Source organism: Streptomyces sp. NPDC021115, assembly GCF_044333065.1.
In the GTDB taxonomy this organism is placed as follows: Bacteria; Actinomycetota; Actinomycetes; order Streptomycetales; family Streptomycetaceae; genus Streptomyces.
In genome coordinates this window covers 50,325-73,000 of record NZ_JBIRQF010000023.1, presented here as the reverse complement: position 1 = coordinate 73,000, position 22,676 = coordinate 50,325, and the positions used below count along the sequence as shown (strand labels likewise).

Sequence of the window (22,676 nt, the reverse complement as noted above, 5' to 3'; positions counted from 1 at the left end):
TGGAACGACGGGGTTTCACGGGCGGCTGCGGGTGCGTGGGTGGGTTGTGCCCACCCGTCCCGCCCAGCGGGACGATTGCCCACAACAGTCACTCTCCCGACTCCCTCATGGGGATGCGGACGTCTCGCTCCGCCGCTACCTCGTCCGCTCGGTCGTAGCCCGCGTCCACGTGGCGGATCACGCCCATGCCCGGGTCGTTCGTCAGGACGCGGCGGATCTTCTCGGCCGCCAGCGGCGTACCGTCGGCGACCGTCACCTGGCCCGCGTGGATCGAGCGGCCCATGCCGACCCCGCCACCGTGGTGGATCGAGACCCAGGAGGCGCCCGAGGCGACGTTGACCATGGCGTTCAGCAGCGGCCAGTCGGCGATCGCGTCCGAGCCGTCGAGCATGGCCTCGGTCTCGCGGTACGGGGAGGCCACCGAGCCGCAGTCCAGGTGGTCGCGGCCGATGGCCAGGGGCGCGGCGAGCGTCCCGTCGGCAACCATCTCGTTGAACCGCTCGCCCGCCTTGTCGCGCTCGCCGTAGCCGAGCCAGCAGATGCGGGCGGGCAGCCCCTGGAAGTGGACCCGCTCCTCCGCCATCTTGATCCAGCGGGCCAGGGACTCGTTCTCCGGGAAGAGGTCGAGGATCGCCTTGTCCGTGGCCGCGATGTCCTTCGGGTCGCCGGACAGCGCCGCCCAGCGGAACGGGCCCTTGCCCTCGCAGAACAGCGGCCGGATGTACGCGGGGACGAAGCCGGGGAAGGCGAAGGCCCGCTCGAAGCCAGCGAGCTGGGCCTCGCCGCGGATCGAATTGCCGTAGTCGAAGACCTCGGCGCCCGCGTCCATGAAGCCGACCATGGCCTCCACGTGCCGGGCCATCGCCTCGCGCGCCCGCCGGGTGAAGTCGGCGGGCTTCTCGGCCGCGTACGACGCCATCTCGTCGAAGTCCACGCCGATCGGCAGGTACGACAGCGGGTCGTGGGCGCTGGTCTGGTCGGTGACGATGTCGATCGGCGCGTTCATCGCGAGCAGCCGCGGGACCAGCTCGGCCGCGTTCCCCAGCACGCCGATGGACAGCGGGCGGCGGGCGTCACGCGCCTCGGTCGCGAGCTGGAGGGCGTGGTCCAGGCTGTCGGCGCGCACGTCCAGATAGCGGTGCTCGATGCGGCGCTCGATGGCGCGCGGGTCGCAGTCGATGCAGATCGCGACGCCGTCGTTCATGGTGACCGCGAGCGGCTGGGCGCCGCCCATGCCGCCGAGACCGGCGGTGAGGGTGATCGTCCCGGCGAGCGTCCCGTTGAACTTCTTCGCCGCCACGGCCGCGAACGTCTCGTACGTGCCCTGGAGGATGCCCTGCGTGCCGATGTAGATCCACGAGCCCGCGGTCATCTGGCCGTACATGGTCAGGCCCAGCGCCTCCAGGCGGCGGAACTCCTCCCAGTTCGCCCAGTCGCCGACCAGGTTGGAGTTGGCGATCAGGACGCGCGGCGCCCATTCGTGGGTCTGCATGACGCCGACCGGACGGCCCGACTGGACGAGCATCGTCTCGTCCTGCTTCAGCGTGCGCAGCGTACGGACCATGGCGTCGAACGAACGCCAGTCGCGGGCCGCCTTGCCGGTGCCGCCGTAGACGACGAGCTTGTCGGGGTGCTCGGCGACCTCCGGGTCGAGGTTGTTCTGGAGCATCCGCAGGGCGGCCTCCTGCTGCCAACCCCGGGCGGTCAGCTCCGTACCTCGCGGGGCCCGTACGGGTCGCGGTCCTGACATGGGCCATGCCTCCCTGCCATCGACTGGATCGAGTTATTCACATCTTGACTGTGATGAATATAGCTAGTCAATAGGGGCGGCTGCGGCATACACCCGAGTGGTTCCCCGGAGAGGCGTGCGCGGGGCGCGGGCGCCAGCACTTAGCGTCCTGCCGTGCCCCTCCCCGCCACCCATCGCGAAGTGCGCCTCGCCGCCCGGCCCCGGCCCGAAGGGCCGCTCACCACCGACCACTTCGAGGTCGCCACCGCCCCGCTCCCCACCCCCGGCCCCGGCCAGGTGCTCGTACGGAACCGGCTGATGAGCGTCGCCGCCGCCATGCGGCCCCTGACCTCGGCCGACCCCGGCGCCCTGGGCCTGCCGCAGCTGCGCAGCCGGGTCGGCGACGTCCTGCGGGGGCCCGCCCTCGGCGAGGTGATCAGCGCCCCGCCGGACACCGGCCTGACCCGCGGCGCCCTCGTCCGCCACCACGCGGGCTGGCGCGAGTACGCCGTCCTCGACCCGGCCGAGGCGCCCCCGCTCGACCCCGACGCCCTGCCCGACCCCGCCGCGTACCTCTCCCAGGGCTTCACCGCCTGGCTGGGCGTGGTGCGCGGCGCCGGGGTGCGGCGCGGCGACACGGTGTTCGTCACCGGCGCGGCGGGCGGCGTCGGCACGCTGGCCGGGCAGTTCGCGCGGCTCCACGGCGCCACGCGGGTCATCGGCTCCACCGGCTCCCGGGCGAAGGCCGACCGGCTGATCGAGGAGCTGGGCTACGACGCGGCCGTCATCCGCGGCGCGGGCCCCATCGAGGAGCAGCTGCGCGCGGCGGCCCCGGACGGCATCGACGTCCTGTTCGACACCGTCGGCGGCGAGCAGCTGCGCGCCGCCCTCGCCCTGGCCCGCCGCAAGGCCCGCTTCGCCCTCGTCGGCGCGCTCGCAGCCCAGCTGTCCGACGACGCCCTCGCCACCACCCCGATCAGCACCCTCGCCCTCATCGCCCGCGGCGTCACCCTCCGCGGCATCAGCGCCTACGACCACCCGGACGCGGCCCCGACGTACGTACGCGAATTCGGCCGCGCGCTGCGCGAGGGCGCCATCACGTATCCGCACACCCGCCTGACCGGCATCGGCGAAGCGCCGCGCGCGCTGGTGGAGTTGCTGGAGGGCCGCCACCTGGGCGCGGTGCTGGTGGAGCTATGAGGCTCGGCGATAGCGCACCGTCGTCGGCCCCCACCTCACCCAAGACGGCCCGGCGGCCGCCACGCCGCGCAAGCGGTGGCACGACCTGGGGCCGACAGCTCGGCATCCGCCCCCCACGCTGCCCCCTGGTGGTTGGCTGAGGACTTGGCTTCCCCCTCCTCAAGAGGGGCTTCCTATGGCTCGCGCTACAGGGGTTTCTGCTTCGTCGCCGACTGCCCGCCCGGAGTTCTCCGTTGGGGTCTTACACCGGCTCCACAGACAGACACCGCCAGCCCGGCGGCCAGAAGGTTCTTCGCCGCGTTCACGTCCCGGTCATGGGTCGCGCCGCAGCCGCGGCACGTCCAGGTACGGACGTGCAGAGGCATCGCCTCGGCGAGCGTGCCACAGTCCGAGCACAGCCTGGAAGAGGGGAACCAGCGGTCCACCACGATCACCTCGCGGCCGTACCACCGGGCCTTGTACTCCAGCATCGTGCGGAACTCACGCCACGCCGCATCGGAAATGGCACGGGCGAGCGTACCGTTCTTCACCATGTTCCGAACGGTCAGGTCCTCGATGACGACCACTTGGTTTTCGCGGACGAGTCGAGTGGTGAGCTTATGCAGCAAATCGTGCCTGCGGTCGGCGATTCGGGCATGAATCCGGGCGACAGCGCGCCGGGCCTTTGCCCGGTTCGATCCTTCACCCCTGGATTTGCGCGCGAGGTTCCGCTGAGCCTTTGCCAGCCGCGCGCGGTCGCGGCGCTCGTAACGGGGGTTGGTGACCTTCTCCCCGGTGGACAGGGTCAGCAAGTGATCCAAGCCCAAGTCCACACCGACCGCCGACTCGGCGGCGGGAAATGGAGCCACCGCAGGGTCCTCGCACAGCAGGGACACGAACCACCGGCCCGCGCTGTCTTGCGAAACCGTCACCGTCGACGGGGTGGCCCCGGCAGGCAAGGGCCTGGACCACACGATGTTCAGCGGCTCGGCCATCTTGGCCAAGGTGAGCTGACCGTCCCGGAACCGGAACGCGGAAGTGGTGTACTCCGCACTCTTCCGCGACTTCTTCCTCGACTTGAGATGAGGGTACTGGGCCCGCTTGGCGAAGAAGTTGGTGAACGCCGTTTGGAGGTGTCGTAGGGCCTGCTGGAGCGGAACCGACGACACCTCGTTGAGATACGCCAGTTCCTCGGTCTTCTTCCACGCCGTCAGCATGGCCGACGTGTGACTGTAGGTGACCCGCTCCTGGCGTGCCCACGCCTGCGTGCGGGCGGCGAGGGCCATGTTGTAGACCTTCCGCACGCACCCGAATGTGCGCGACAGTTCCGTCGCCTGCACGTTTGACGGGTAGAAGCGGTACCGATAAGCCCGCTTCACGTGGCCAGCCATGGTTCACACAGTAACATGCGGGTATGTGAGCACATGGGCCAACATGGGACCCCGTTCCACTGCGCCGTGGAAAGCCTTCTCCTGCCCGGCTCCACAGGACCCGTTCCTCCCCCGGCTGAAGACACGGGGGTTCCTCGGAGGATTCACATGACGCCGAACCCCGTTCAGGCCCCGGCCAGCGCCGTCGAACGGCGGGAGCGGGCCGTGCGCGCCGCCGTCGAGCAGGGGCTGCTCGGCCCCGAGCAGCCCGTCGTGGGGCTGCTCGACGTCACCGGCATCCGCGCCGCCGCCGCCGAGCTGCGGGCGGCCTTCGACGAGGTCGTGGCGCCCGGTACGCCCGTGCTGCACGCCTTCGCCGTGAAGGCCGCCGCGCTCGTCCCCGTCCTGCGGCTGCTGGCCGACGAGGGGCTGGGCTGCGAGGTGGCCAGCCCCGGTGAGCTGGCCCTCGCCCGGGCCGCCGGGCTCGGCCCCGGCCGCATCGTCCTCGACTCCCCCGCCAAGACCCCCGCCGAACTGCGCGAAGCCCTCTCCCTCGGCATCGCCCTCAACGCCGACAACCCGCAGGAGCTGGCCCGTCTCGACGCGCTCGTGGACGGGGCCACGCCCCGTTCCCCGCTGGGCCTGCGGGTCAATCCGCAGGTGGGCGGCGGCAGCATCGGCGCGCTCAGCACCGCCACGGAGACCTCCAAGTTCGGGGTCGCGCTGCGCGACGTAGGGGCGCGCGACTGGGTCGTACGCGCCTTCGCCGAGCGCCCCTGGCTGACCCGGCTGCACGCCCACGTCGGCTCGCAGGGGTGCCCGCTGGAGCTGATGGCGGCGGGCGTCCAGGCCGCGTACGAACTCGCCGAAGAGATCAACGCGACCATCGGCCGCCGCCAGATCGACACCCTCGACATCGGCGGCGGCCTCCCGGTGAACTTCACCTCCGACGAGATCACGCCCAGCTACCACGAGTACGCGCGGCTCCTGAAAACCACCGTCCCCGGGCTCCTCGACGGGCGGTACGGCCTGGTCACCGAGTTCGGGCGGTCCCTGATCGCCAAGTCGGGGGTGGTGCTGGCGCGCGTCGAATACGCGAAGTCCGCCGGTGGCCGCCCGATCGCCGTGACGCACGCGGGCGCCCAACTGGCCACCCGTACGGTCTTCGCCCCCACCTCCTGGCCCCTGCGGATCGCCACGTACGACGCGGAAGGCCGCCCCAAGCGCACCGGCCCCGGCGGCCCGGTCACCCAGGACATCGCCGGGCCGTGCTGCTTCGCGGGCGACCTGGTGGCCGAGAACCGGGCCCTGCCGGAGCTGGCGGCGGGCGACCTGGTGGGGCTGCTGGACACGGGGGCGTACTACTTCTCGAACCACTTCGCGTACAACAGCCTGCCCAGGCCGGGCGTATACGGATTCGCACCCGGCGACGACGGCGTCCGCTTCGCGGAGGTCCGGAAGCCGCAGACGGTCGCGGAGATCGTGGCCGAGAGCGGCGGCGCGGAGGCCGAGGGCCTGACGGCCCTGTAGCCCGGAAAGCCGCCGACGGCGGCACCACCCACCGGACGCACAGCGCACCCACCCGCACCCCGCCAGGGGTCACCGTTTCGCGCCGCCCGGGGCCGCGTCGCCCGCCGCCGGGCCCGTCGTCTCGTAGGCGCGGACGGCGGGGCCCGCCGGGCGGCCCCGGGGGACCCAGTCCGTCCGTACCCACAGCAAAGCGTCGTGCGCGCGCTCCCAGCGGCCCAGCCACAGCGCCTTCGCCCACAGCCCCGCGCCGAGGCCCGCCAGCAGCAGACCGCCCGCCGCCGGGACGGCGAAGGACGAGCCGACAGCGGCCAGGAAGGCAAGCAGCAGCCACCACCGCAGGGCGCGGCGGCGGTTCCGCAGGGTCACCGCGCGGTCCTGGAGGAACACCGACGTGCCCGCGCGGGTGGCCTCCTGGGCGAGCGTCAGATACCGGCCCCGCCGTACGACGAGGACGGCCGCGGCCGCGAGCAGGAAGAGCGCCGCCCCGGCCAGCAGCCCGATGCGGCGTCCGGTGAGGCCGGGGATCAGCGCCCCGATGCCCGTGGCCAGGACGCCCGGCCACCACAACCACCCGGCGGGGGCCCGTACGATCACGGCGACCCGTATCAGCGCATGCGTACCGCGTCCTGCCACTGCCGACCTCCTCGACGTCTCAGGCCATCGAGCGCGGACTGTAGTCAGGGTGGCTGAGAATTCGGTGAGACGGGGCGGCTCCCGGGGACCTACTCCACGAACAGCCCGCGCGCGGCCGCCCGCGCGTCGAACTCCTCCAGCCGCGCCTGCGCTTCCGGCAGCGCGTCGCACATGGCCTCCAGCAGCACCCGCCCCAGCAGCATCGGCGCGCACGCGGTGTCGAAGGCCAGCCCCGTCCCGACGGCCGCGGGCAGCAGCAGATCGCTGTGGCGGGCGACCGGGGCGAAGGCGCTGTCGGCGACGGTGACGACGGTCAGGCCGGTTTCGTGCGCGTACTCCAGGCCCTCCACGACCTCCCGCGGATGGCGCGGCAGGGCGAAGCACAGCAGGGCGGTGGCGCCCGCTCGGTGGGCGGCGTCGATGCGGTCGGCGAGCATCGTGCCGCCCTCGTCCAGCAGCCTGACGTCGGGGTGGACCTTGTGCGCGAAGTACGTGAAGCCCCTCGCCTGGGCGGAGGCGGCGCGCAGGCCGAGGACCGGCAGCGGGCGGGAGGCGGCGAGCAGCCGCCCGGCCCGCATCACCGGTTCGGGGTCGGCGAGCAGCGCGGCGAGGTGGCGCAGGTTGTCGATCTCGGACTGCACGGCCTGCTGGTACTCGTTGTACGCCCCGTCCCCTGCGGCCCGCTCGTCGGCGGCGGGGGCGACGTCGCGCAGGTGCTTGCGCAGCGCGGGGTAGCCGTCGAAGCCGAGCGCGACGGCGAAGCGGGTCACGGAGGGCTGGCTGACCCCGGCGAGTTCGGCGAGTTCGACGCTGGAGAGGAACGGGGCATCGGCCGCCCGCCGCACCATGCAGTGGGCGATGCGGCGCTGGGTGGGGGTGAGGCGGTGGCCCTCGAACAGCGCCTGGAGGCGGGCGGCGCTGCCCGCGTTCACCGCACCGGCCGCACCGTTCACATCCGCTGTGCCAGCCGCATCAGCCGCACCCGCCACATCCGCCACCCCGTTGTCCGTACCCATCAGTCCTCCTGCCCCTCAGCCACGGCACCATCACGAGCCTCAGCAGGCTCAACGCCCTCGCACACCTCGGCCAGCGAGTCCAGCAGACCCACCGCATCGGCCACATCCTCCGTCAACGGCCGGTCCTCCATCCGCGGATCGAGAACTTCCGCCGCCAGCGCGTACGCGGCAGCCGCCGGTACGTCCGGCTCCGGTTCCAGGCCGCGCTGCCGCAGCGCCCGCACCGCCGCGACCAGTTCGCAGGCCAGCACCTGCCGGTAGTGGTCGGCCACGCGCAGCGTCTGGCGGGCGCCGAGCGAGGCGAAGCTGGCCTGTTCCTCGACGCCGCGCGAGAGCACGGCGTGGCCGAGGGAGGCGGGGTGGGAGACGGCCCGCATCTCGCCGAGGGCCGCGCCCGCCGCGTACTCCAGGATCATCACACCGGAGCTGGCGGGCGCGGGGTCGCCGAGGAAGGGGCGCAGCCGGGTGAAGTCGGGTTCGCTGAGCGCGGCGAGCCGGGCGGTGGACAGCCGGGCGGTCTGGAGGGCGGCGAGCCGGAAGTGGTCGAGGGCGAGGGCGGCGTGCGCGACGTAGAAGTTGCCGTTGTGGTAGGCGGCCTCGTCCTCGGAACTGATCAGCGGGTTCTCGGCGGCGGCGTTGACGTCGACGGTCAGCACCCGCTCCAGCGCGTCGGCGGCGTCCAGCGCCGGACCGTGGATCTGCGGCAGACAGCGGAAGCCGTACGGGTCCTGGATGCGGCCGAGCGGCGGGGTGGGCCGGGCCGGGGCGCCGAGGAGGGCCCGTATGAGGGCGGCGGCGCGGAGGGAGCCGGGGTGGGGGCGGGCGAGCTGGACGGGTTCGGCGTACGCCTCGTACGAGCCGCCGACCGCGATCAGCGAGAGCGCGGCGACGGGGAGCGAGGCGGACAGCAGTCGCCGCAGGTCGGCGAGGGCGAGCGCGGCCTGGCCGAGAGTGAGCGCGTTGCTGCTGATGAGCGCGAGGGCGTCGTTGCTGTCGAGGGTGATGGGGTCGGGGGCCCGGCCGCCGGGAGCGGCGTCGGCGAGGTCCCAGGGGTGTTCGCCGACGAGGGCGAGCCCGGCCTGGGCGAGCGCGGCGATGTCGCCGGTGCCGACCGCGCCGAACTCGTTGACCACGGGGTGGACGCCGGCGTCCAGTGCCTGGACGAGCGAGGTGACCACGGAGGGGCGCAGCCCGGCGCCGCCCGCGAGCACCTGGTTGGCGCGGACGGCCATCATGGCGCGGACCTCGCGGCCGGGCAGCGGGGCGCCGATGGCCCCGGCGTGGCTGCGCAGCAGCCGCAGGCCGTGGTCGGCGCCGGGGCCGACGTCCTCGGTGCGGTTGGCGCCGACGCCGGTGGAGCGGCCGTAGACCCGTCCGGTCGCGGAGAGCCGGTCCGCGGTCTCCCAGGCGCGTTCGGCGAGGGCGAGGGCGGCGGGGTCGGGGGCGGAGGGTAGGTTTCTGCGGTCGGCCAGACGCACGACGTCGGCGACGCGCAGGCTGTGGCCGTCGAGCGTGATCCGCGGCCCGGTGGGGCCGGGGCCGCCCGCCCCGGCGGTCGCCGCGGCAGCACCCGCGGCAGGCGCCGTCGAATCCAGCATGTGAGACACCATCCAGGGCAACCCCTTCCGAACGCACCCTTTTCGGGCTAGCCGCCACGCGCTTTCGTCCCATATTGCGAGCAGAAGTAACCGGCGATTAACGCACACCTATTGACTTCTATTCACTCGACTATGACTGTGCATGACTATATGCAGGCAGGGCAAGGGGAAGCGGATGATCAGCTTCAAGCACGTCAGCAAGCACTACCCGAACGGCACCACCGCCGTCGACGATCTCAACCTCGAACTACCCGAGGGAGACATCACCGTCCTGGTCGGATCCTCCGGCTGCGGCAAGACCACCACGCTCCGGATGGTCAACCGCATGGTCGAGCCGAGCAGCGGCACGGTGAGCGTCGGCGGCCGTGATGTCCTGGAGGCCGACGCCGCCGAGCTGCGGCGCGGCATCGGATACGTCATTCAGCAGGCGGGACTCTTCCCGCACCGCACGATCCTGGACAACATCGCGACCGTCCCGCTGCTGCTGGGCTGGGGCCGTCGCAAGGCGCGGGCGCGCGCCGCCGAGCTGCTGGAGCTGGTCGGGCTGCCCGCCGGTTCCGGCAAGCGCTACCCGCACCAGCTCTCCGGCGGTCAGCAGCAGCGCGTCGGCGTGGCCAGGGCGCTGGCCGCCGATCCGCCGGTGCTGCTGATGGACGAGCCGTTCGGCGCGGTCGACCCCGTCGTCCGCACCCAGCTCCAGAACGAGCTGCTGCGGCTCCAGAGCGAGCTGCGCAAGACGGTCGTCTTCGTCACCCACGACATCGACGAGGCGGTCCGTCTCGGCGACCGGATAGCGATCTTCCGCACCGGCGGCCATCTGGTGCAGTGCGCGCCCCCGGCCGAACTGCTGGCCTCCCCCGCGGACGACTTCGTGGCGGGCTTCCTCGGCGCCGAGCGCGGACTGAAGCTGCTCTCGCTGTCGACCCTGGCCGACGTTCCGCAGGAGCCCGCGCCCCGCGACGGCGAGGGCCGCTGGCGGCTGGTCACCTCCGGCAGCGGCGAGCCGCTGGGCTGGCGCGACACCGAGGGGCCGGACGGCGACAACGCGCCGCTGCTGCCGGTACGCCCGCTGCGCGACGGCGACTCGCTGCTCGCCGCCCTCGACGAGTCGCTGGCCTCCCCCGCCGGGCTGGTCGCCCGGGTGGACGCGGACGGCGTGCTGACCGGGGTCACCGGGCGCGACCGCATCCACGAGCACGCGGGCCGCCGCCACGCCGAGGCGGGCCGTACGGATACCCCGCAGGCTCCTGACCCCGACGCGAGCGTGACCGCATGACCGTCGACTGGGGCTGGTTCCCCGACCACGTGGACGACCTCACCACGCTCACCTTCGACCACCTCTCCACCGCCGTACCAGCCGTCCTCTTCGGGCTGCTGATAGCGGTGCCGCTGGCGGTCGTCGCGCATCGCGTACGGGCGCTGCGCGGCGTCCTCCTCGGGCTGTCGAACGTCCTCTTCACCATCCCCTCGATCGCGATCTTCGTGCTGCTGCTGCCGATCACCGGCCTCACCCGCACCACCGCGATCACGGGCCTCACGATCTACACCCTGACCGTGCTGCTCCGGAACACCGTCGAGGGCCTGGACAGCGTCCCCGCCAAGGCGCGCGAGGCGTCCACCGCGATGGGCGCGCGCCCGCTGCGCACCCTGCTCACGGTCGAGCTGCCGCTCGCCTTCCCGGTGATCATGGCGGGCGTACGGGTCTCAACCGTGATGGCGATCTCCCTGGTCAGCGTGGCCAGCTACATCGGTTACGGCGGCCTCGGCCAGCTGTTCACCGACGGCTTCCAGCGCAACTACCCCACCCCGGTCGTCGCCGGAGTCGTCCTGTCCCTGCTGCTCGCCCTGGTCGCGGACGCCGTCCTGGTCGCCATCCAGTGGCTGTGCACCCCCTGGCTGAGGAGGCGTGCCTGACATGATCGAACTGCTGAAGAACCTCGGCGTCTGGCTCACCAGCGGCGCCCAGTGGTCCGGCCCGGACGGCATCGCGACCCGCCTCCTGGAGCACCTCCAGTACTCCCTGCTGGCCACCGTCGTCGCCGCCCTCATCGCCCTCCCCGTGGGACTGCTCATCGGCCACACCGGGCGCGGCGCGTTCCTCGCCATCAACATCTCCGGCTTCGGCCGCGCGCTGCCCACCGTCGGCCTGGTCACCCTGGTCTTCCTGGCCAGCGGGCTGAGCATGTGGCCGGTCTACGTCTCGCTGGTCGCCCTCGCGGTCCCCGTGATCGTCACCAACACCTACGCGGGCATGGCCGCCGTCGACCCCGAGGTGCGGGACGCGGCCCGCGGCCAGGGCATGCGCTGGCACCAGCTGCTCTTCCAGGTCGAGCTCCCGCTCGCCCTGCCCCTGATCATGACCGGGCTGCGGCTGGCCTGCACCCAGGTCGTCGCCACCGCCACCATCGCCGCGTACGTCAGCTTCGGCGGCCTCGGCCGCTACGTCTTCGACGGGCTCGCCCAGCGCGACCTCGTGCAGGTGCTGGGCGGCGCGGTACTGGTCGCCATCCTGGCCATCGCCCTGGATCTGGCCCTGGCCTCCGTACAACGCCTGCTCTTCCGCAACCGCCCCGCCCCCTCCCAAGCACACTGACGACACGGCCCCAAGGAGACCCGACCCATGAACCGCAGGAAACTGCTCGGCGGACTGCTCGCCGGAGCCTCCGTGCCCACCCTCGCCGCGTGCAGCGGCGGCATCACCTCCCTCAAGGGCGACGGCGCGGACGGCGGCGGGGGCGGCGGCAGCAGCGCGGGCGGCCTCGTCATCGGCACCGCCAACTTCACCGAGAACCAGCTCCTCGGCTACCTCTACGCCGAGGCCCTGAAGGGAGCGGGCGTCAAGGCGAGCGTCCGCCCCAACCTCGGCTCCCGCGAGATCGTCCTCCCCGCCCTCCGCCAGGGCGACATCGACCTGCTGCCCGAGTACCAGGGCAATCTGCTCCTCTACTTCGACGACAAGGCCCCCCAGACCCAGGCGGGCGACCTCCAGAACGCCCTGACCGTCGCCCTCCCCTCCGGCCTCGAAGCCCTCTCGTACGCGGCCGCCGAGGACAAGGACGTCTTCTGCGTCACCGGCGAAACCGCCGACAAGTACGGGCTGCGCAGCTTCTCCGACCTCAAGAAGCAGAACGGCAAGCTCGTCTTCGGCGGCCCCGCTGAGGACAAGAACCGCGTCGTCGGCCTGGTCGGCCTCAAGAACCGCTACGGCGTCACCTTCAAGGAGTTCAAGGCCCTCGACGCCTCAGGCCCCCTGGTCAAGGGCGCCCTGAAGAAGGGCGACGTCGACGTCGCCAACCTCTTCTCCACCGACCCCGACATCGAGGGCAACGGCTGGGTCATCCTCGCCGACCCCAAGGCCCTCATCCCCGCCCAGCACATCGTCCCCGTCATCCGCAGCGCCAAGGCCGACACCAAGGTCCGCAAGGCCCTGGCCAAGCTGGGCGTCGCCCTGACCACCCATGAGCTGGCCAAGCTCAACAAGCTCGTCGACAAGGAGAAGAAGGACCCGGACGAGGTGGCCGCCAACTGGGCCGCCGACCACGGCCTCGCGAAGAAGTAGCGGGCCTATGCCCACACCCCTGGTCGAGACGCGCTCGATCGACGTCGTCCCCGACGCGGAGCGCCATGGCACCGCCTTCAGTCAGTTCACCCTGTGGCTGGGCGCCAACCTCCAGATCACCGCCGTCGTCACCGGCGCCCTGGCCGTGGTCTTCGGCGTGGGCGCCTTCTGGTCCGTCATCGCCCTGCTGGTCGGCAACGTCCTCGGCGGGGCGGTCATGGCGCTCCACTCCGCCCAGGGACCACGGCTCGGCCTCCCCCAGATGATCTCCTCCCGGGCCCAGTTCGGGGTCCGCGGCGCGATCGTCCCGCTGCTGCTGGTCATCGTCATGTACGTGGGCTTCTTCGCCAGCGGCAGCGTGCTGGCGGGCCAGGCCGTCGGCGAACTCACCCACCTCGGCGACACGACCGGCATCGTCCTCTTCGCCCTGCTCACCGCCGTGGCCGCCGCCGTCGGCTACCGCCTGATCCACACCCTGGGCCGGATCGCGGGGGCCGTCTGCGCCGTCGCCTTCGTCTACCTGGGCGCCCGGCTGCTGGACCGCGCCGACCTGGCCGCCCTCCTCCACGACCGGAGCTTCGACTTCCCGCTCTTCCTCCTCGCGGTGTCGCTCTCCGCCTCCTGGCAGCTCGCCTTCGGTCCGTACGTCGCCGACTACTCCCGCTACCTGCCGCGCGCCACCTCCGCCAGGGCCACCTTCTCCTGGACCCTCGCGGGCACCGTCCTCGGCTCCCAGTGGTCCATGACCTTCGGCGCCCTCGCCGCCGCGGCGGCCGGCGACGCCTTCATCGGCCACGAGGTCAGTTACGTCGTCGGCCTCGGCGGCGGCGCGGCCGTGATCACCTCGCTGCTCTACTTCGTCATCGCGCTGGGCAAACTGACGATCAACGTCCTGAACACCTACGGCGGCTTCATGTCGATGGTGACCAGCGTCAGCGGCTTCCGCGGCCAGGCCACCCTCTCCCCGCGCGGCCGGACCGCCTACATCGCCGGGATCATGGTCGCGGGAACGGCGGTCGCCCTCCTCGGCAAGGACAGCTTCCTGTCCTCCTTCAAGGACTTCCTGCTGTTCCTGCTGACCTTCTTCACCCCGTGGAGCGCGATCAACCTCGTCGACTACTACGCCATCGCGCGCGAGCGCTACGACATCCCCGCGCTCAGCGACCCCCACGGCCGCTACGGCGCCTGGCGCTGGAAGGCCCTGTCCGCCTACGCCCTCGGCGTCCTCGCGCAACTCCCCTTCCTGTCCACCACCTTCTACACCGGCCCCCTCGTCACCCCGCTGGGCGGCGCCGACATCTCCTGGCTCATCGGCCTGGCCGCCCCCGCCGCCCTCTACTGGCTCCTGGCCCGCCGCGACACCCACCACCTCCCGGACCGCATGATCCTCATCCGGGAACCGGCGCCCGGCCGTCCATACGTCACCGAGCCGGAGTGAGCCGGACCGCACCGGTCCTGTGCTGCCCAGGCAGGCCGCGCCTCCCCAAACATGGCATACTCAAAGTATGGCAACCCGGAAGATTACCATCACCGTGCCGGAAGAGCTGGTGGAATCCATCAAGGAGCGCGTCGACGCGCGTGGAGTGTCCAGCTACATCGCCGCCGCCGCCGCCCATCAAGACGCCATGGACCGGCTGCACGAGTTGGCCGAGCGCCTCGAAGAAGAGCACGGCGCCGTAACGGACGACGAGCAGCAAGCAGCGCTGGACCGCATCGCCGCCATCGACGGCTGGCATGACGAGCAGCGATCCCATTCGGGCGAGGCTGCGTGAGCCGCACTGCCCGAGCGAAGCCGGTTCGGCCGCGACAGCGCGTCTTCGTGTTTGATTCCGAAGCCCTCTCCGGGGCGGTGCGGGGTGACCGGGAGATGGGTGCGCTGATCAAGACGGCTCCGCGGCTCGACATCCCGATCGTCACCTCGGCGCTCACGATCGTGGAGGCATGGGACCCGCGCGAGACGTCGCGGCAGGCACTGTGGGACTGGACGCTGTCCCGGATCCGCGTCGTGCACACGGACGACCGGGTGATCGCCATGGCGCGCGACATGCTGAAGGCAGCCGGGCTGCATGGGCACAAGTACGCCATCGACGCCGTTCTGGCGGCTGTGGCCGGGCAGGAAGCCGCGAAGGGAGCTCAGGCGACCCTTTTCACCTCCGACACCGACGACATGAATCAACTCCTCGCGGGACACCCCGTGCGAGTCGAGAAGGTCTGACGAGGCCCGCCAAGCGCCGCCCCGGCTATGCCAACTTCGCGATCACCGAGCCGCCGCTGAAGCTCATCCTGATCGCTCACTTCCGCCGACCGGGTCACGGCCGCCACCGACCGCCTCAAGACGCCGGATCCGCCACCTTCGAGGAGAACGACACCTCGTGCTGCTACGCCCTCCAGAGCCCTGGGAGGTCTACGTGGAGAAGGGCGACGCCGACCAGACGAGCAAGAGCGCGGCACTCGAAACCGCCGACGCCTGCTGCGCAAGCCGAGCCTTATAGCGCCGTGGCGTGTCACCGAGACCGGGCCAGGTGATCGAGGGCACCGCGCTTGGCGGTGCGTATGAAGATCCCCAGCGAGGCGGGGGTGGTGGTGACGACCGCCGCCGGGTCGTCACTCTCACGCAGTGAGATCTTGCCGTCTTGGGCGGCGAGTTCCACGCAGTGGTTTTCCGCATTGGTGCCGGAGAACGAAGACTTACGCCAGAATCCAGAGCTGACCACGGCTAGACCTTTCACAGTTCCTGTGTGATGCGGTGGATGAAGTCTCGCGATTCCTCCACCGCCAAAGAGGAGAGCGCTGCCCTGTCGAGCAGCGCGCGGTACCTGGCGAGTTGCGACTCCGCGTCCATCCACAGCGAACCGTGCCAGGCATCGAGTTGCACGGTGTCGAGCTTGGGTACGGGGCCGCCCACGTAGAGCATGGACGCCCCGGCTCCGCCGAAACCGTCCACGTCGAAGGGGATCACCCGGATGGTCACGTTCGGCCGCTCGGACTGCTCCAAGATGAAGGAAAGCTGCTCGCGGGCGACCTTCCGGTCAGCGACTCGCGTTCGCAGCACGGCCTCGTGAATGATCGCCTCGAAGCGAGACGCCCCATCTCGTTGCAGGACTTCTCGACGCCGCAGGCGGAAGGAAACCAGCGCTTCGAGCTGCTCCAGCGGCGGTTCGGGAACGCCGTAGGCCATGAGAGCCCGAACGTAGTTCTCGGTCTGAAGCAGACCGGGCACATAGGCCGCTTGGAGCGTACGCATATACGTGGCGTGATGCTCCAGTTCGGCCAGGTCCAGCGCGCCGTGCGCGAGCGTGCCTCGATACGATTCCCACCAGCCCTTGGCGCGCTCCGCCGCCATACCGACCAGCGCGTCCACCAATCGCGTGTCAAGGCATGCGTATTGGGACACGATCCGCCTCAGACGTTCCTCGCTGACGCCAGCCTTGCCCGTCTCGATCTGGCTCATCTGGATCGCGTTGGCCCCGAGCAGGTCAGCGGCTTCACGTGCCGTCATACCGGCCGCTTCGCGCATCTTCCGCAGCTCGGCGCCCAGACGCTGCTGACGCGCCGTGGGGCTGTTCCTGGGTGGCATGCGTCTTCCCCTCCTGGCCCGGTCGAACAGTCTCTCGCGCCCCCACGCGGCGGTCCAACGAGTTCCAACCGGCTTAGTCATAAGGTTGATACGGATTAACCTTATGACATACCCTGAGTGACGCGCTCATCACCCAAGGATGACCGGCCAAGCCGGAAGCGTACCGCCCCCTCCATGCCCCCTGCCCTGGCACCGGCATGCCCGAAGGGGCGGCAAGCACCTCTCGGAGGCTCATATGGAGACGCCCGACACCCCCGACACCTTCGACAAGGAACTGTGCGACCTCGTCATCGACTTCGCACCGAGACTCTTCGCCGTGGTCCAGGAGTACGACGTGGAACCAGGGCTACGGGACGGCGTCATCGCCGCCTGGGGCTTAGCGTTCGACGACGGAGCCGTACGCGTGGCCAGCGTGGACGGCACACGACAGCTCGTCCTCAACTCACCCGAGCGGGCAATCCGGTACTTCGGCCCCCGGCCTGATGGCTCCCTCCAGGCCGCGCGGCTCGTCTGGCTGGCGCCGTCCAAAGCCGCCGCATTCGACCGCGCCGAGCGCACCTGACCGGCCGCACCACGCGAGGGCGGCGGTGACGCGTCGCGCAGCCGCCGCCCGGGGGTCGTCGTAGGAGGCGAGCGCACACCGGCCTCCGCCCAGTGCACCCCCGCCTCGTCCGCCTCGCGCAGCGCACCGGCGAGGCCGTCGGGGGAGAGCGCCGCGTGCCACAGGTCGTCCAGCCCCCGGTGGGCCGCCGCAGCGCGGCGGTGGAAGTCGGCCACCGGAGATTGCCGAGTACGAGCGAACCCTTCGCTGCGTTTGCCTCCATGGCCGCTCATGGCACCCACGCCCGAGCGTTGATCACCAAGGCGATTGACGCTCTCGGGTGAAGGTGCGCAAGAAGGTGCAAGATCCTCGCGCGCGCTGGGTGCGGCTTCCTAGTTTCGAGGCATGCCCCCTCAGCGATCCCTGCGGCCGAACGGTGCTCCCGCCCCCGACAATCGTTCGCTACAGCAGCACCTACCGAACGGAGACCCGTGGCAGGCATCGAATTCGAAGCAAAGGCCCTGGACATCAACCCGACGAAAATGGAGCGGCTCATCGTCGAGGCGGGCGGGGTGCGCCAAGCCGAGCCGCGGCTGATGCGCCGGTACGTCTACGACACCATCCCGGCCGTCCCCGGCCGGTGGGTGCGCCTGCGTGACACCGGGGCCGTGACGACCCTGTGCGTCAAGCAGATCTCCACCGATGCGGTCGACGGTACCCACGAGACCGAGGTCACGGTCGACAACTTCGAGGAGACAAACGCGCTGCTCGGCCTCATGGGGTTGATGCCGCGCAGCTACCAGGAGAACCGGCGCACCTCCTACACGCTCGGCGCCGTGCGCCTGGAGGTCGACGAGTGGCCCCTCATTCCGCCGTACCTGGAGATCGAGGCGGACGACGAGCCGCAGGTGTGGGCCGCGGCCGAAGCACTGGGCTTCGACCGCGACCGCCTGACGTCGGTCAACACGACCAAGGTCTACGACCTGTACGGCATCGACCTGTACGCGATCACCGACCTGCGGTTCGCGTAGCCGAGGCTCCCGGCCGACGGGCGTCGGCCGGGACGATGGAGGGAGCCCGATGCACGACCTGAAGACCAATGGCGCCGACTTCCTTCCGGCCCGCATCCCGGCCGATTTGATGTTCTCGGCATAGCCGACGGTTCATGAGCCAGCGCCATGCCATGAAGCCCTGGGCCGCTCCCGACCGCGGGCTGACCTACAGCGCGGCGCCCAAGGCCGAGTGCCGCATCCGGGCCGTGGCAGCGCATGCACCCGTTCCCGTCATCCGCAGTGCCAAGGCCGACACCAAGGTCGAGCGGCGCTCGATCGACGTCGTCCCCCACGCGGAGCGGCACGGCGCCGCCTTCAGCCAGTCCACGCTGTGGCTCGGCGCGAACCTCCAGATCACCGCTGTCGCGACCGTGGCCCCGGCCGTCTACCGGATGCTGCAATTCCTATTGCCTGCCCTGCTCGCGGATTACACACTGCCGACCGAACGTCGCTCCTGGAACTCGTATGACCTCACACGGAACGAGGAGTATCAGAGTGCGCAAGAGCATTTTAGGCGTGGCAGCATCGGCAGCGGCGCTCGGCGGAGTGGTGGGCTTCGCTCCCACGGCAGCCGCGGAGCCCAACCCGCCCGGCTGCGAAAAAGGGTACTTCTGCGCCTGGGACGCGAACGGCAACAGGACGCTGCACACGGCAGGAAACTGGAGCGGACAAGCGGCTTTCGTCAGGGTGTTCAACAACGGATACAGCTTCCCCGGCGCGGATCACGTCGACCTGACCTACTGGTACGAAGGTGACGCCACCGCTACGTCCTGCTTCCACTACAACCCAGGGCCCGGGCAATACCAATGGAACGCCCCTCGTCAACTCGTCGCGTACAGCGTCAGGTGGCGCGGAGAATGCTGAAATTGGCATGAACCGAGGTGGGGCAGCCGAAACCAGGCTGCCCCAACGTCGACTTTTGCCAGTTCACCTGACAGAGCATGGCCGCACCTTTCACAGTTCGCCAGCGATACGCTTCGTCACCTGAAGAGTGCTTCTTCCTTGCGACGGCCAGGACTTGGGCACGTCTCACGGCGTGGAAGCGAGAAGTCGAGGAGTGTTTTTCGTGGCCACTGTCGAGGCGCGGCGCATGATGGCCGCTGATCCCCGAGACGTGTACGAACTGGTCGCCGACGTGACCCGGATAGGGGAATGGAGCCCTGAGGCCACCGGAGCCGAGTGGCTGAACGGCGAGCCGGGCGCGGTCGGATCGACGTTCCGCGGGCACAACCGGCGCCCTTGGGTGAAGTGGAGCACGATCTGCACCGTCACCGCGGCCGATCCCGGGAAGCGCTTCGCGTTCGACGTGAAGGCGGCTGGTCGGCCGGTCGCGGCCTGGGAGTTCGAGATCGTCCCGCGCGAGGGCGGGTGCGAGGTCACACAGCGGACTTTCGATCGGCGCAGCGTGTTCTACAAGGTGACCTCGGTGGTCACCACCGGCCTGGGCCGCCGCTCAGCTCGAAATCGCTGGACGATGGAACGGACGCTGGAGGCACTGGCGAACACCGTGGAGCCCTCGCACCCCTGACGGGCCGCGTCACGCGAGGGCGACGGTGATGCGCTCACGCAGAGCGGCCGCCCGCAGGTCGTCGTAGGGGGCGAGCACGCGCAGGGCCTCCGCCCAGTGCCGCCGCGCCTCCTCCGTCTCGTCCGCTTCGCGCAGCGCACCGGCGAGGCCGTCGAGGGCGAGCGCCGTGTGCCACAGGTCGTCCAGCTCGCGGTGGGCCGTCGCGGCGCGGCGGTGGAAGTCGGCCGCCTCCGCCGGACGCCCGAGCCGCCGGTACGTCTCCCCCGCGCCGTCCCACGCCCGCGCCTCCCGCGCCCGGTCGCCGAGGCGGCGCTGGAGCGAGGCCGCCCGCTGGAACGAGACCAGAGCGTCGTGCGGTGCACCGTTCGCCAACTGCGCCCGGCCCAGCTCCAGCAGCCAGTACCCCTCCCACATGTGGTTGCGGTGGGTGAGGGCGATGTCCAGCGCGTCCTGGGCGGACCGCAGCGCCTCCCCCGGCTGTCCGAGGTCCCGCTGAACGGCGCTCAGGATGCGCAGCGCATTGCCCTCGCCGCCCTGGTTGCCCAGCTCGCGGTGCGCCTCCAGGGCCCGGTGGACAAAGTCGGACGCCTCGTCCAGTTGAGCCAGCTCGTACGTCACCTCGGCGAGGTTCGACAGGACGACGGCCTCCCAGTGGGCGGCCTCCAACTCCCGGAACAGGGTGGCGGCCTGTTCGAAGTGTTCCTTCGCCGCCTCCAGCCGACGTCCCCGCAAGTGGATCAGCCCGATGTCGTTCAGGGACAGCGCCTGCCCGAGACGGTCCCCCGTCTCCCGCCGGGCGGCGAGGGCGCCCTGGTGGTACTCCGCCGCCTCGGCCAGGCGATGGGACTGCGTGCAGGCCATCCCGAGGCTCTCCAGCAGCTCGGCCTCCGCCGTACGGTCACCCACCCGGCGCGCCGCGCCCAGCCCGATCCGGCTCATGGCGAGCCACTCCTCGAACGGGTTGAGGAGCATGTGCACGCTCCGCAGCACCGCGGGAAGCTGCCAGGCGATCACATCGAGCCCGGCGTCCTCGGCGGCGCGCGTCGCGGCCAGCAGATTGCCGCGCTCCGCCTCGTACCACCGCATGGCCTCGTCGTAGTCCGGGAAGGACGCCGCGGTGACGCCCGCGCTCAGGGGTTCCAGCGGGATGTGGGCCTCTTGCGGGTTGATCCAGGTCTGAGCGGCGTCCGCGGAGTGCAGATACCAGAGCAGCACCCGGCGCAACGCCGCCTCGCGGCCCTCGGCCGACTCCTCGTGCCGCGCCTGGTCGGCCGCGTAGGCGCGCAGCAGGTCGTGGAACTCGTAGCGGTCGGGCCCGGTCTGCTCCAGCAGATGGGCCCCGGCCAGAACGTCCAGCAGATGCCGCACCCGGCCCGTGCCCGCGCCCCCGTCCAGAGCGGTGGCGGCCCCGGTGCCGAACTCGGCGCCCGGATGCAGCCCGAGCAGCCGGAAGAGACGCGCCGCCTCCGCGGGCAGCGCCCGATAGGACCAAGCGAACACGGTACGCACCGCCTCGGCTTCCTCGTCGTCCCCCACGCTCAGGGCGTCCCACAGGGCTGATTCGTCGCGCAGATCTCTTATGAGGTCGTCCAGCCCCATTCTCGGGCGGCTGGCGGCCCGCTCCGCCGCGATGCGCAGGGCCAGCGGAAGGCGGGCGCATAACCGGGCCAACTCGACGAGCTGGTCCCGGTCGTCCTGGGGCCGGTGGGCGGCGGTGACAACGCTCAGCAGAGCGATGGCTTCCGACTCGTCCAGCGTGCCCAGCGTCAGTGTGTGCGCCCCGTCGCGGACGGCCAGCCCCGACAGCCTGCTCCGGCTGGTCACGATCACCAAGCACCCCACGGTGCCCGGAAGCAACGGCCTGACCTGGCCCACCGTGGCCGCGTTGTCCAGGATGACCAACATCCTGCGCCCGGCCAGCAGCGACCGGAAATGCGCCGCACCCGCCTCCGGGTCCGCCGGAATCGCCGCCGCCGGTACGCCCAGGGCCGAGAGGAACCGGTGCAGCACCTCCTGCGGGGTGACCGGTGCGCCCGGGTCGTAACCCCGCAGGTTCACATACAGCTGGCCGTCCGGGAACCGGTCCTTCGCGCGGTGCGCCCAGCGCAGCGCCAGCGAGGTCTTGCCGACGCCCGCGGTCCCGGCGAGGACGCAGACCGAGACGGAAAGGTCTTCCCCGGTGTCACCGCGCTCGTCGGCCAGGATGGCGTCGAGCCGTCCCAGCTCTTGGCCCCGGTTGACGAACCCGCGGACGTCCCCGGGCAGTTGCCGCGGTTTGGGCTGGTCGGAGCGGCCGCTCTGGTGGAAGTGGATACCTCCGCTGATGTCCCGGGCCTGGACCACGTCCCCTGCGGACCCGGACAGTTCGGAATGCGTTCCGTGATCCTCGTTGATCTGCTACTCCGGATTCGGTGGTGGTAAATGCGCTACTTCGCGGGCGAAAAAGGACGCCATGTCCTCGCCCACGTCGTAGAGGTCTCTGGTGAGCGCGCGGCACCGTGCGGTGGTGGCCTCGTCCAGGTACCGCACCGCGCCGTCGAGAATCCCATGGTCCGAGTAGCGGATCTGATACGTCGTGCGGTCGCCCAGTGTCAGCAGCTCCGGCAGCGGTTCGGATCTTTCCAGCTCAGCGAGGTGTTCGGGGCCGACTACACGGATCTTCTCACCGCATTCGGCGCGCAGCCGCAGCAGATGCAGCTCCCATTGCAGATACGGGGCGATCGGCTGCTCGGCCACCCGGACCCGGTAAAGGGTGATCCGGTGGTCCTCGACCTCCTGCGAGAATTCCCGCAGATAGTCGCGCTCCTCCTCGATGAGGCGCAGGGATTCGTCCCAGTCGCCCCGAGCGAACGCGTCCCAGCTGGCGAAGCCCGGTTCCCTGAAGCGCTGCTGGCGCTCCAGCTTCCAGGAGTCCTGGCCGTCGATCGTCCATTGCCGCTCGCGGAAGTCGCGGCGGTAGGCGTCGAGGGAGAGTACTTCGCCCCGGGCGGATGCGAGGCGGGGGCCGTCAAGTCCGAGCATCGGGGATATCCGGTTTCGCCGCGCTCAAGGTGTTTCCCGGGATGACGACCAGGCGCTCGTCCGGGGCGATGCTGGCATCCTCGGGGAGTCTCGCCCGGTAGGTCTCGGTGAGATCGCGGCCGATGACCGCGATGTCGCCGTTGTCGAGCTGCCAGATGTCGGGACATCCGTCGCGGCCGCCGGTGTTACCGAGCTCGCGCGCCGACTTTCCTAATCGACGCGCGAACGAGGCGGACGGGTCGGCTTCCCATGCGCGAGCCATCGGTGTCTCCACTCATCCGTCGTGATCACTGAGTGTAGGAATGAGTGTCACGGATGGCAACGGTGGCCGCGAGCCAGGGGC

22 protein-coding genes and 2 pseudogenes are annotated in these 22,676 nt (G+C 70.9%); 14 read left to right on the top strand and 10 right to left on the bottom strand.

The window, feature by feature from the left end; all coding sequences use genetic code 11:
• Nucleotides 1-88 precede the first annotated feature (88 nt).
• Nucleotides 89-1,750 (bottom strand): urocanate hydratase, encoded by a 1,662-nt coding sequence (gene hutU, locus ACH4TL_RS40140; protein ID WP_398328714.1) that lies wholly within the window; start codon nt 1,748-1,750, stop codon nt 89-91.
• Nucleotides 1,751-1,903: 153 nt separating this feature from the next.
• Between hutU and ACH4TL_RS40135 the strand changes: the two genes are divergently transcribed.
• Nucleotides 1,904-2,929, top strand: coding sequence for a zinc-binding dehydrogenase (locus tag ACH4TL_RS40135; protein ID WP_398328717.1), 1,026 nt, complete (start codon nt 1,904-1,906; stop codon nt 2,927-2,929).
• A 185-nt stretch (nt 2,930-3,114) separates the two neighbouring features.
• Here the strand turns inward: ACH4TL_RS40135 and ACH4TL_RS40130 are convergent, their stop codons facing one another.
• Complete coding sequence (locus ACH4TL_RS40130) at nt 3,115-4,299, bottom strand: RNA-guided endonuclease InsQ/TnpB family protein (protein ID WP_398328720.1); 1,185 nt, start codon at nt 4,297-4,299, stop codon at nt 3,115-3,117.
• Between the two features lie 147 nt (nt 4,300-4,446).
• Between ACH4TL_RS40130 and ACH4TL_RS40125 the strand changes: the two genes are divergently transcribed.
• Nucleotides 4,447-5,808 carry a diaminopimelate decarboxylase gene (locus ACH4TL_RS40125; protein ID WP_398328723.1) on the top strand — a complete coding sequence of 454 codons (1,362 nt, stop codon included), beginning with the start codon at nt 4,447-4,449 and terminating at the stop codon, nt 5,806-5,808.
• 69 nt (nt 5,809-5,877) lie between these two features.
• Here the strand turns inward: ACH4TL_RS40125 and ACH4TL_RS40120 are convergent, their stop codons facing one another.
• The 3 genes from ACH4TL_RS40120 to ACH4TL_RS40110 form a co-directional block, all read right to left on the bottom strand.
• Nucleotides 5,878-6,441, bottom strand: coding sequence for a hypothetical protein (locus ACH4TL_RS40120; protein ID WP_398328726.1), 564 nt, complete (start codon nt 6,439-6,441; stop codon nt 5,878-5,880).
• A gap of 89 nt (nt 6,442-6,530) precedes the next feature.
• A complete protein-coding gene (locus tag ACH4TL_RS40115) occupies nt 6,531-7,457 on the bottom strand; it encodes a MurR/RpiR family transcriptional regulator (protein WP_398328729.1) in 927 nt (308 codons plus the stop codon).
• Nucleotides 7,457-9,067, bottom strand: coding sequence for an aromatic amino acid lyase (locus ACH4TL_RS40110; protein WP_398328732.1), 1,611 nt, complete (start codon nt 9,065-9,067; stop codon nt 7,457-7,459). Before ACH4TL_RS40110 ends, ACH4TL_RS40115 begins: the two co-directional genes overlap by 1 nt.
• A gap of 163 nt (nt 9,068-9,230) precedes the next feature.
• Here ACH4TL_RS40110 and ACH4TL_RS40105 point away from each other — a divergent pair, with 163 nt between their 5' ends.
• From ACH4TL_RS40105 to ACH4TL_RS40070, 8 genes and pseudogenes are all read left to right on the top strand, one after another.
• Nucleotides 9,231-10,331, top strand: a complete 1,101-nt coding sequence (locus ACH4TL_RS40105; protein ID WP_398328909.1) for an ABC transporter ATP-binding protein — start codon at nt 9,231-9,233, stop codon at nt 10,329-10,331.
• Nucleotides 10,328-10,969, top strand: coding sequence for an ABC transporter permease (locus ACH4TL_RS40100; protein WP_398328735.1), 642 nt, complete (start codon nt 10,328-10,330; stop codon nt 10,967-10,969). The genes ACH4TL_RS40105 and ACH4TL_RS40100 overlap by 4 nt, the downstream gene beginning before the upstream one ends.
• Before the next feature lies 1 nt (nt 10,970).
• Complete coding sequence (locus tag ACH4TL_RS40095; protein WP_398328738.1) at nt 10,971-11,648, top strand: ABC transporter permease; 678 nt, start codon at nt 10,971-10,973, stop codon at nt 11,646-11,648.
• Nucleotides 11,649-11,675: 27 nt separating this feature from the next.
• Nucleotides 11,676-12,614 (top strand): ABC transporter substrate-binding protein, encoded by a 939-nt coding sequence (locus tag ACH4TL_RS40090; protein ID WP_398328741.1) that lies wholly within the window; start codon nt 11,676-11,678, stop codon nt 12,612-12,614.
• A 7-nt stretch (nt 12,615-12,621) separates the two neighbouring features.
• Nucleotides 12,622-14,052 carry a purine-cytosine permease family protein gene (locus ACH4TL_RS40085; RefSeq protein ID WP_398328744.1) on the top strand — a complete coding sequence of 477 codons (1,431 nt, stop codon included), beginning with the start codon at nt 12,622-12,624 and terminating at the stop codon, nt 14,050-14,052.
• A gap of 67 nt (nt 14,053-14,119) precedes the next feature.
• Nucleotides 14,120-14,386, top strand: a complete 267-nt coding sequence (locus tag ACH4TL_RS40080) for a hypothetical protein (protein ID WP_385446193.1) — start codon at nt 14,120-14,122, stop codon at nt 14,384-14,386.
• Nucleotides 14,383-14,829, top strand: coding sequence for a PIN domain-containing protein (locus ACH4TL_RS40075; protein ID WP_398328747.1), 447 nt, complete (start codon nt 14,383-14,385; stop codon nt 14,827-14,829). The genes ACH4TL_RS40080 and ACH4TL_RS40075 overlap by 4 nt, the downstream gene beginning before the upstream one ends.
• A 5-nt stretch (nt 14,830-14,834) precedes the next feature.
• Nucleotides 14,835-15,106 (top strand): annotated as a pseudogene (locus tag ACH4TL_RS40070) (glyoxalase/bleomycin resistance/dioxygenase family protein); the annotation flags it as partial.
• 12 nt (nt 15,107-15,118) lie between these two features.
• Here ACH4TL_RS40070 and ACH4TL_RS40065 read toward each other — a convergent pair.
• Both ACH4TL_RS40065 and ACH4TL_RS40060 read right to left on the bottom strand, forming a co-directional pair.
• On the bottom strand, nt 15,119-15,328 hold the full coding sequence (locus ACH4TL_RS40065) for a DUF397 domain-containing protein (protein WP_398328750.1): 210 nt from the start codon (nt 15,326-15,328) through the stop codon (nt 15,119-15,121).
• Between the two features lie 11 nt (nt 15,329-15,339).
• Nucleotides 15,340-16,191, bottom strand: a complete 852-nt coding sequence (locus ACH4TL_RS40060) for a helix-turn-helix domain-containing protein (RefSeq protein ID WP_398328753.1) — start codon at nt 16,189-16,191, stop codon at nt 15,340-15,342.
• Between the two features lie 235 nt (nt 16,192-16,426).
• On the opposite strand from ACH4TL_RS40060, the gene ACH4TL_RS40055 reads away from it, so the two are divergent.
• The 4 genes and pseudogenes from ACH4TL_RS40055 to ACH4TL_RS40040 all read left to right on the top strand — a co-directional run bounded on the left by ACH4TL_RS40055 (nt 16,427) and on the right by ACH4TL_RS40040 (nt 19,312).
• Nucleotides 16,427-16,753, top strand: coding sequence for a hypothetical protein (locus ACH4TL_RS40055; RefSeq protein ID WP_398328755.1), 327 nt, complete (start codon nt 16,427-16,429; stop codon nt 16,751-16,753).
• 470 nt (nt 16,754-17,223) lie between these two features.
• Nucleotides 17,224-17,763 carry a CYTH domain-containing protein gene (locus tag ACH4TL_RS40050; RefSeq protein WP_398328758.1) on the top strand — a complete coding sequence of 180 codons (540 nt, stop codon included), beginning with the start codon at nt 17,224-17,226 and terminating at the stop codon, nt 17,761-17,763.
• A gap of 227 nt (nt 17,764-17,990) precedes the next feature.
• Nucleotides 17,991-18,170, top strand: a pseudogene (locus tag ACH4TL_RS40045) (hypothetical protein); the annotation flags it as partial.
• 680 nt (nt 18,171-18,850) lie between these two features.
• The gene (locus ACH4TL_RS40040; RefSeq protein ID WP_398328762.1) at nt 18,851-19,312 is read left to right on the top strand and encodes an SRPBCC family protein; all 462 of its coding nucleotides are present in this window, start codon (nt 18,851-18,853) and stop codon (nt 19,310-19,312) included.
• Between the two features lie 9 nt (nt 19,313-19,321).
• On the opposite strand, the gene ACH4TL_RS40035 is transcribed toward ACH4TL_RS40040, so the two are convergent.
• Genes ACH4TL_RS40035 through ACH4TL_RS40025 form a run of 3 tightly spaced genes read right to left on the bottom strand, consistent with a single transcriptional unit; the run spans nt 19,322 to nt 22,595 of the window.
• On the bottom strand, nt 19,322-21,655 hold the full coding sequence (locus ACH4TL_RS40035; protein WP_398328765.1) for an ATP-binding protein: 2,334 nt from the start codon (nt 21,653-21,655) through the stop codon (nt 19,322-19,324).
• Nucleotides 21,656-21,709: 54 nt separating this feature from the next.
• Nucleotides 21,710-22,333: a DUF6879 family protein gene (locus ACH4TL_RS40030; protein WP_398328768.1), complete on the bottom strand. Its 624-nt coding sequence runs from the start codon at nt 22,331-22,333 to the stop codon at nt 21,710-21,712.
• Nucleotides 22,320-22,595 (bottom strand): hypothetical protein, encoded by a 276-nt coding sequence (locus tag ACH4TL_RS40025; protein ID WP_398328771.1) that lies wholly within the window; start codon nt 22,593-22,595, stop codon nt 22,320-22,322. The genes ACH4TL_RS40030 and ACH4TL_RS40025 overlap by 14 nt, the downstream gene beginning before the upstream one ends.
• Nucleotides 22,596-22,676 lie beyond the last annotated feature (81 nt).

Excerpts from the sequence above, each read along its gene's own strand:
- hutU (WP_398328714.1), bottom strand. The coding sequence starts at position 1,750 with ATGTCAGGACCGCGACCCGTACGGGCCCCGCGAGGTACGGAGCTGACC.
- ACH4TL_RS40130 (WP_398328720.1), bottom strand. The coding sequence starts at position 4,299 with ATGGCTGGCCACGTGAAGCGGGCTTATCGGTACCGCTTCTACCCGTCA.
- ACH4TL_RS40125 (WP_398328723.1), top strand. The coding sequence starts at position 4,447 with ATGACGCCGAACCCCGTTCAGGCCCCGGCCAGCGCCGTCGAACGGCGG.
- ACH4TL_RS40115 (WP_398328729.1), bottom strand. The coding sequence starts at position 7,457 with ATGGGTACGGACAACGGGGTGGCGGATGTGGCGGGTGCGGCTGATGCG.
- ACH4TL_RS40110 (WP_398328732.1), bottom strand. The coding sequence starts at position 9,067 with ATGGTGTCTCACATGCTGGATTCGACGGCGCCTGCCGCGGGTGCTGCC.
- ACH4TL_RS40105 (WP_398328909.1), top strand. The coding sequence starts at position 9,231 with ATGATCAGCTTCAAGCACGTCAGCAAGCACTACCCGAACGGCACCACC.
- ACH4TL_RS40100 (WP_398328735.1), top strand. The coding sequence starts at position 10,328 with ATGACCGTCGACTGGGGCTGGTTCCCCGACCACGTGGACGACCTCACC.
- ACH4TL_RS40095 (WP_398328738.1), top strand. The coding sequence starts at position 10,971 with ATGATCGAACTGCTGAAGAACCTCGGCGTCTGGCTCACCAGCGGCGCC.
- ACH4TL_RS40090 (WP_398328741.1), top strand. The coding sequence starts at position 11,676 with ATGAACCGCAGGAAACTGCTCGGCGGACTGCTCGCCGGAGCCTCCGTG.
- ACH4TL_RS40085 (WP_398328744.1), top strand. The coding sequence starts at position 12,622 with ATGCCCACACCCCTGGTCGAGACGCGCTCGATCGACGTCGTCCCCGAC.
- ACH4TL_RS40080 (WP_385446193.1), top strand. The coding sequence starts at position 14,120 with ATGGCAACCCGGAAGATTACCATCACCGTGCCGGAAGAGCTGGTGGAA.
- ACH4TL_RS40060 (WP_398328753.1), bottom strand. The coding sequence starts at position 16,191 with ATGCCACCCAGGAACAGCCCCACGGCGCGTCAGCAGCGTCTGGGCGCC.
- ACH4TL_RS40055 (WP_398328755.1), top strand. The coding sequence starts at position 16,427 with ATGGAGACGCCCGACACCCCCGACACCTTCGACAAGGAACTGTGCGAC.
- ACH4TL_RS40030 (WP_398328768.1), bottom strand. The coding sequence starts at position 22,333 with ATGCTCGGACTTGACGGCCCCCGCCTCGCATCCGCCCGGGGCGAAGTA.
- ACH4TL_RS40025 (WP_398328771.1), bottom strand. The coding sequence starts at position 22,595 with ATGGCTCGCGCATGGGAAGCCGACCCGTCCGCCTCGTTCGCGCGTCGA.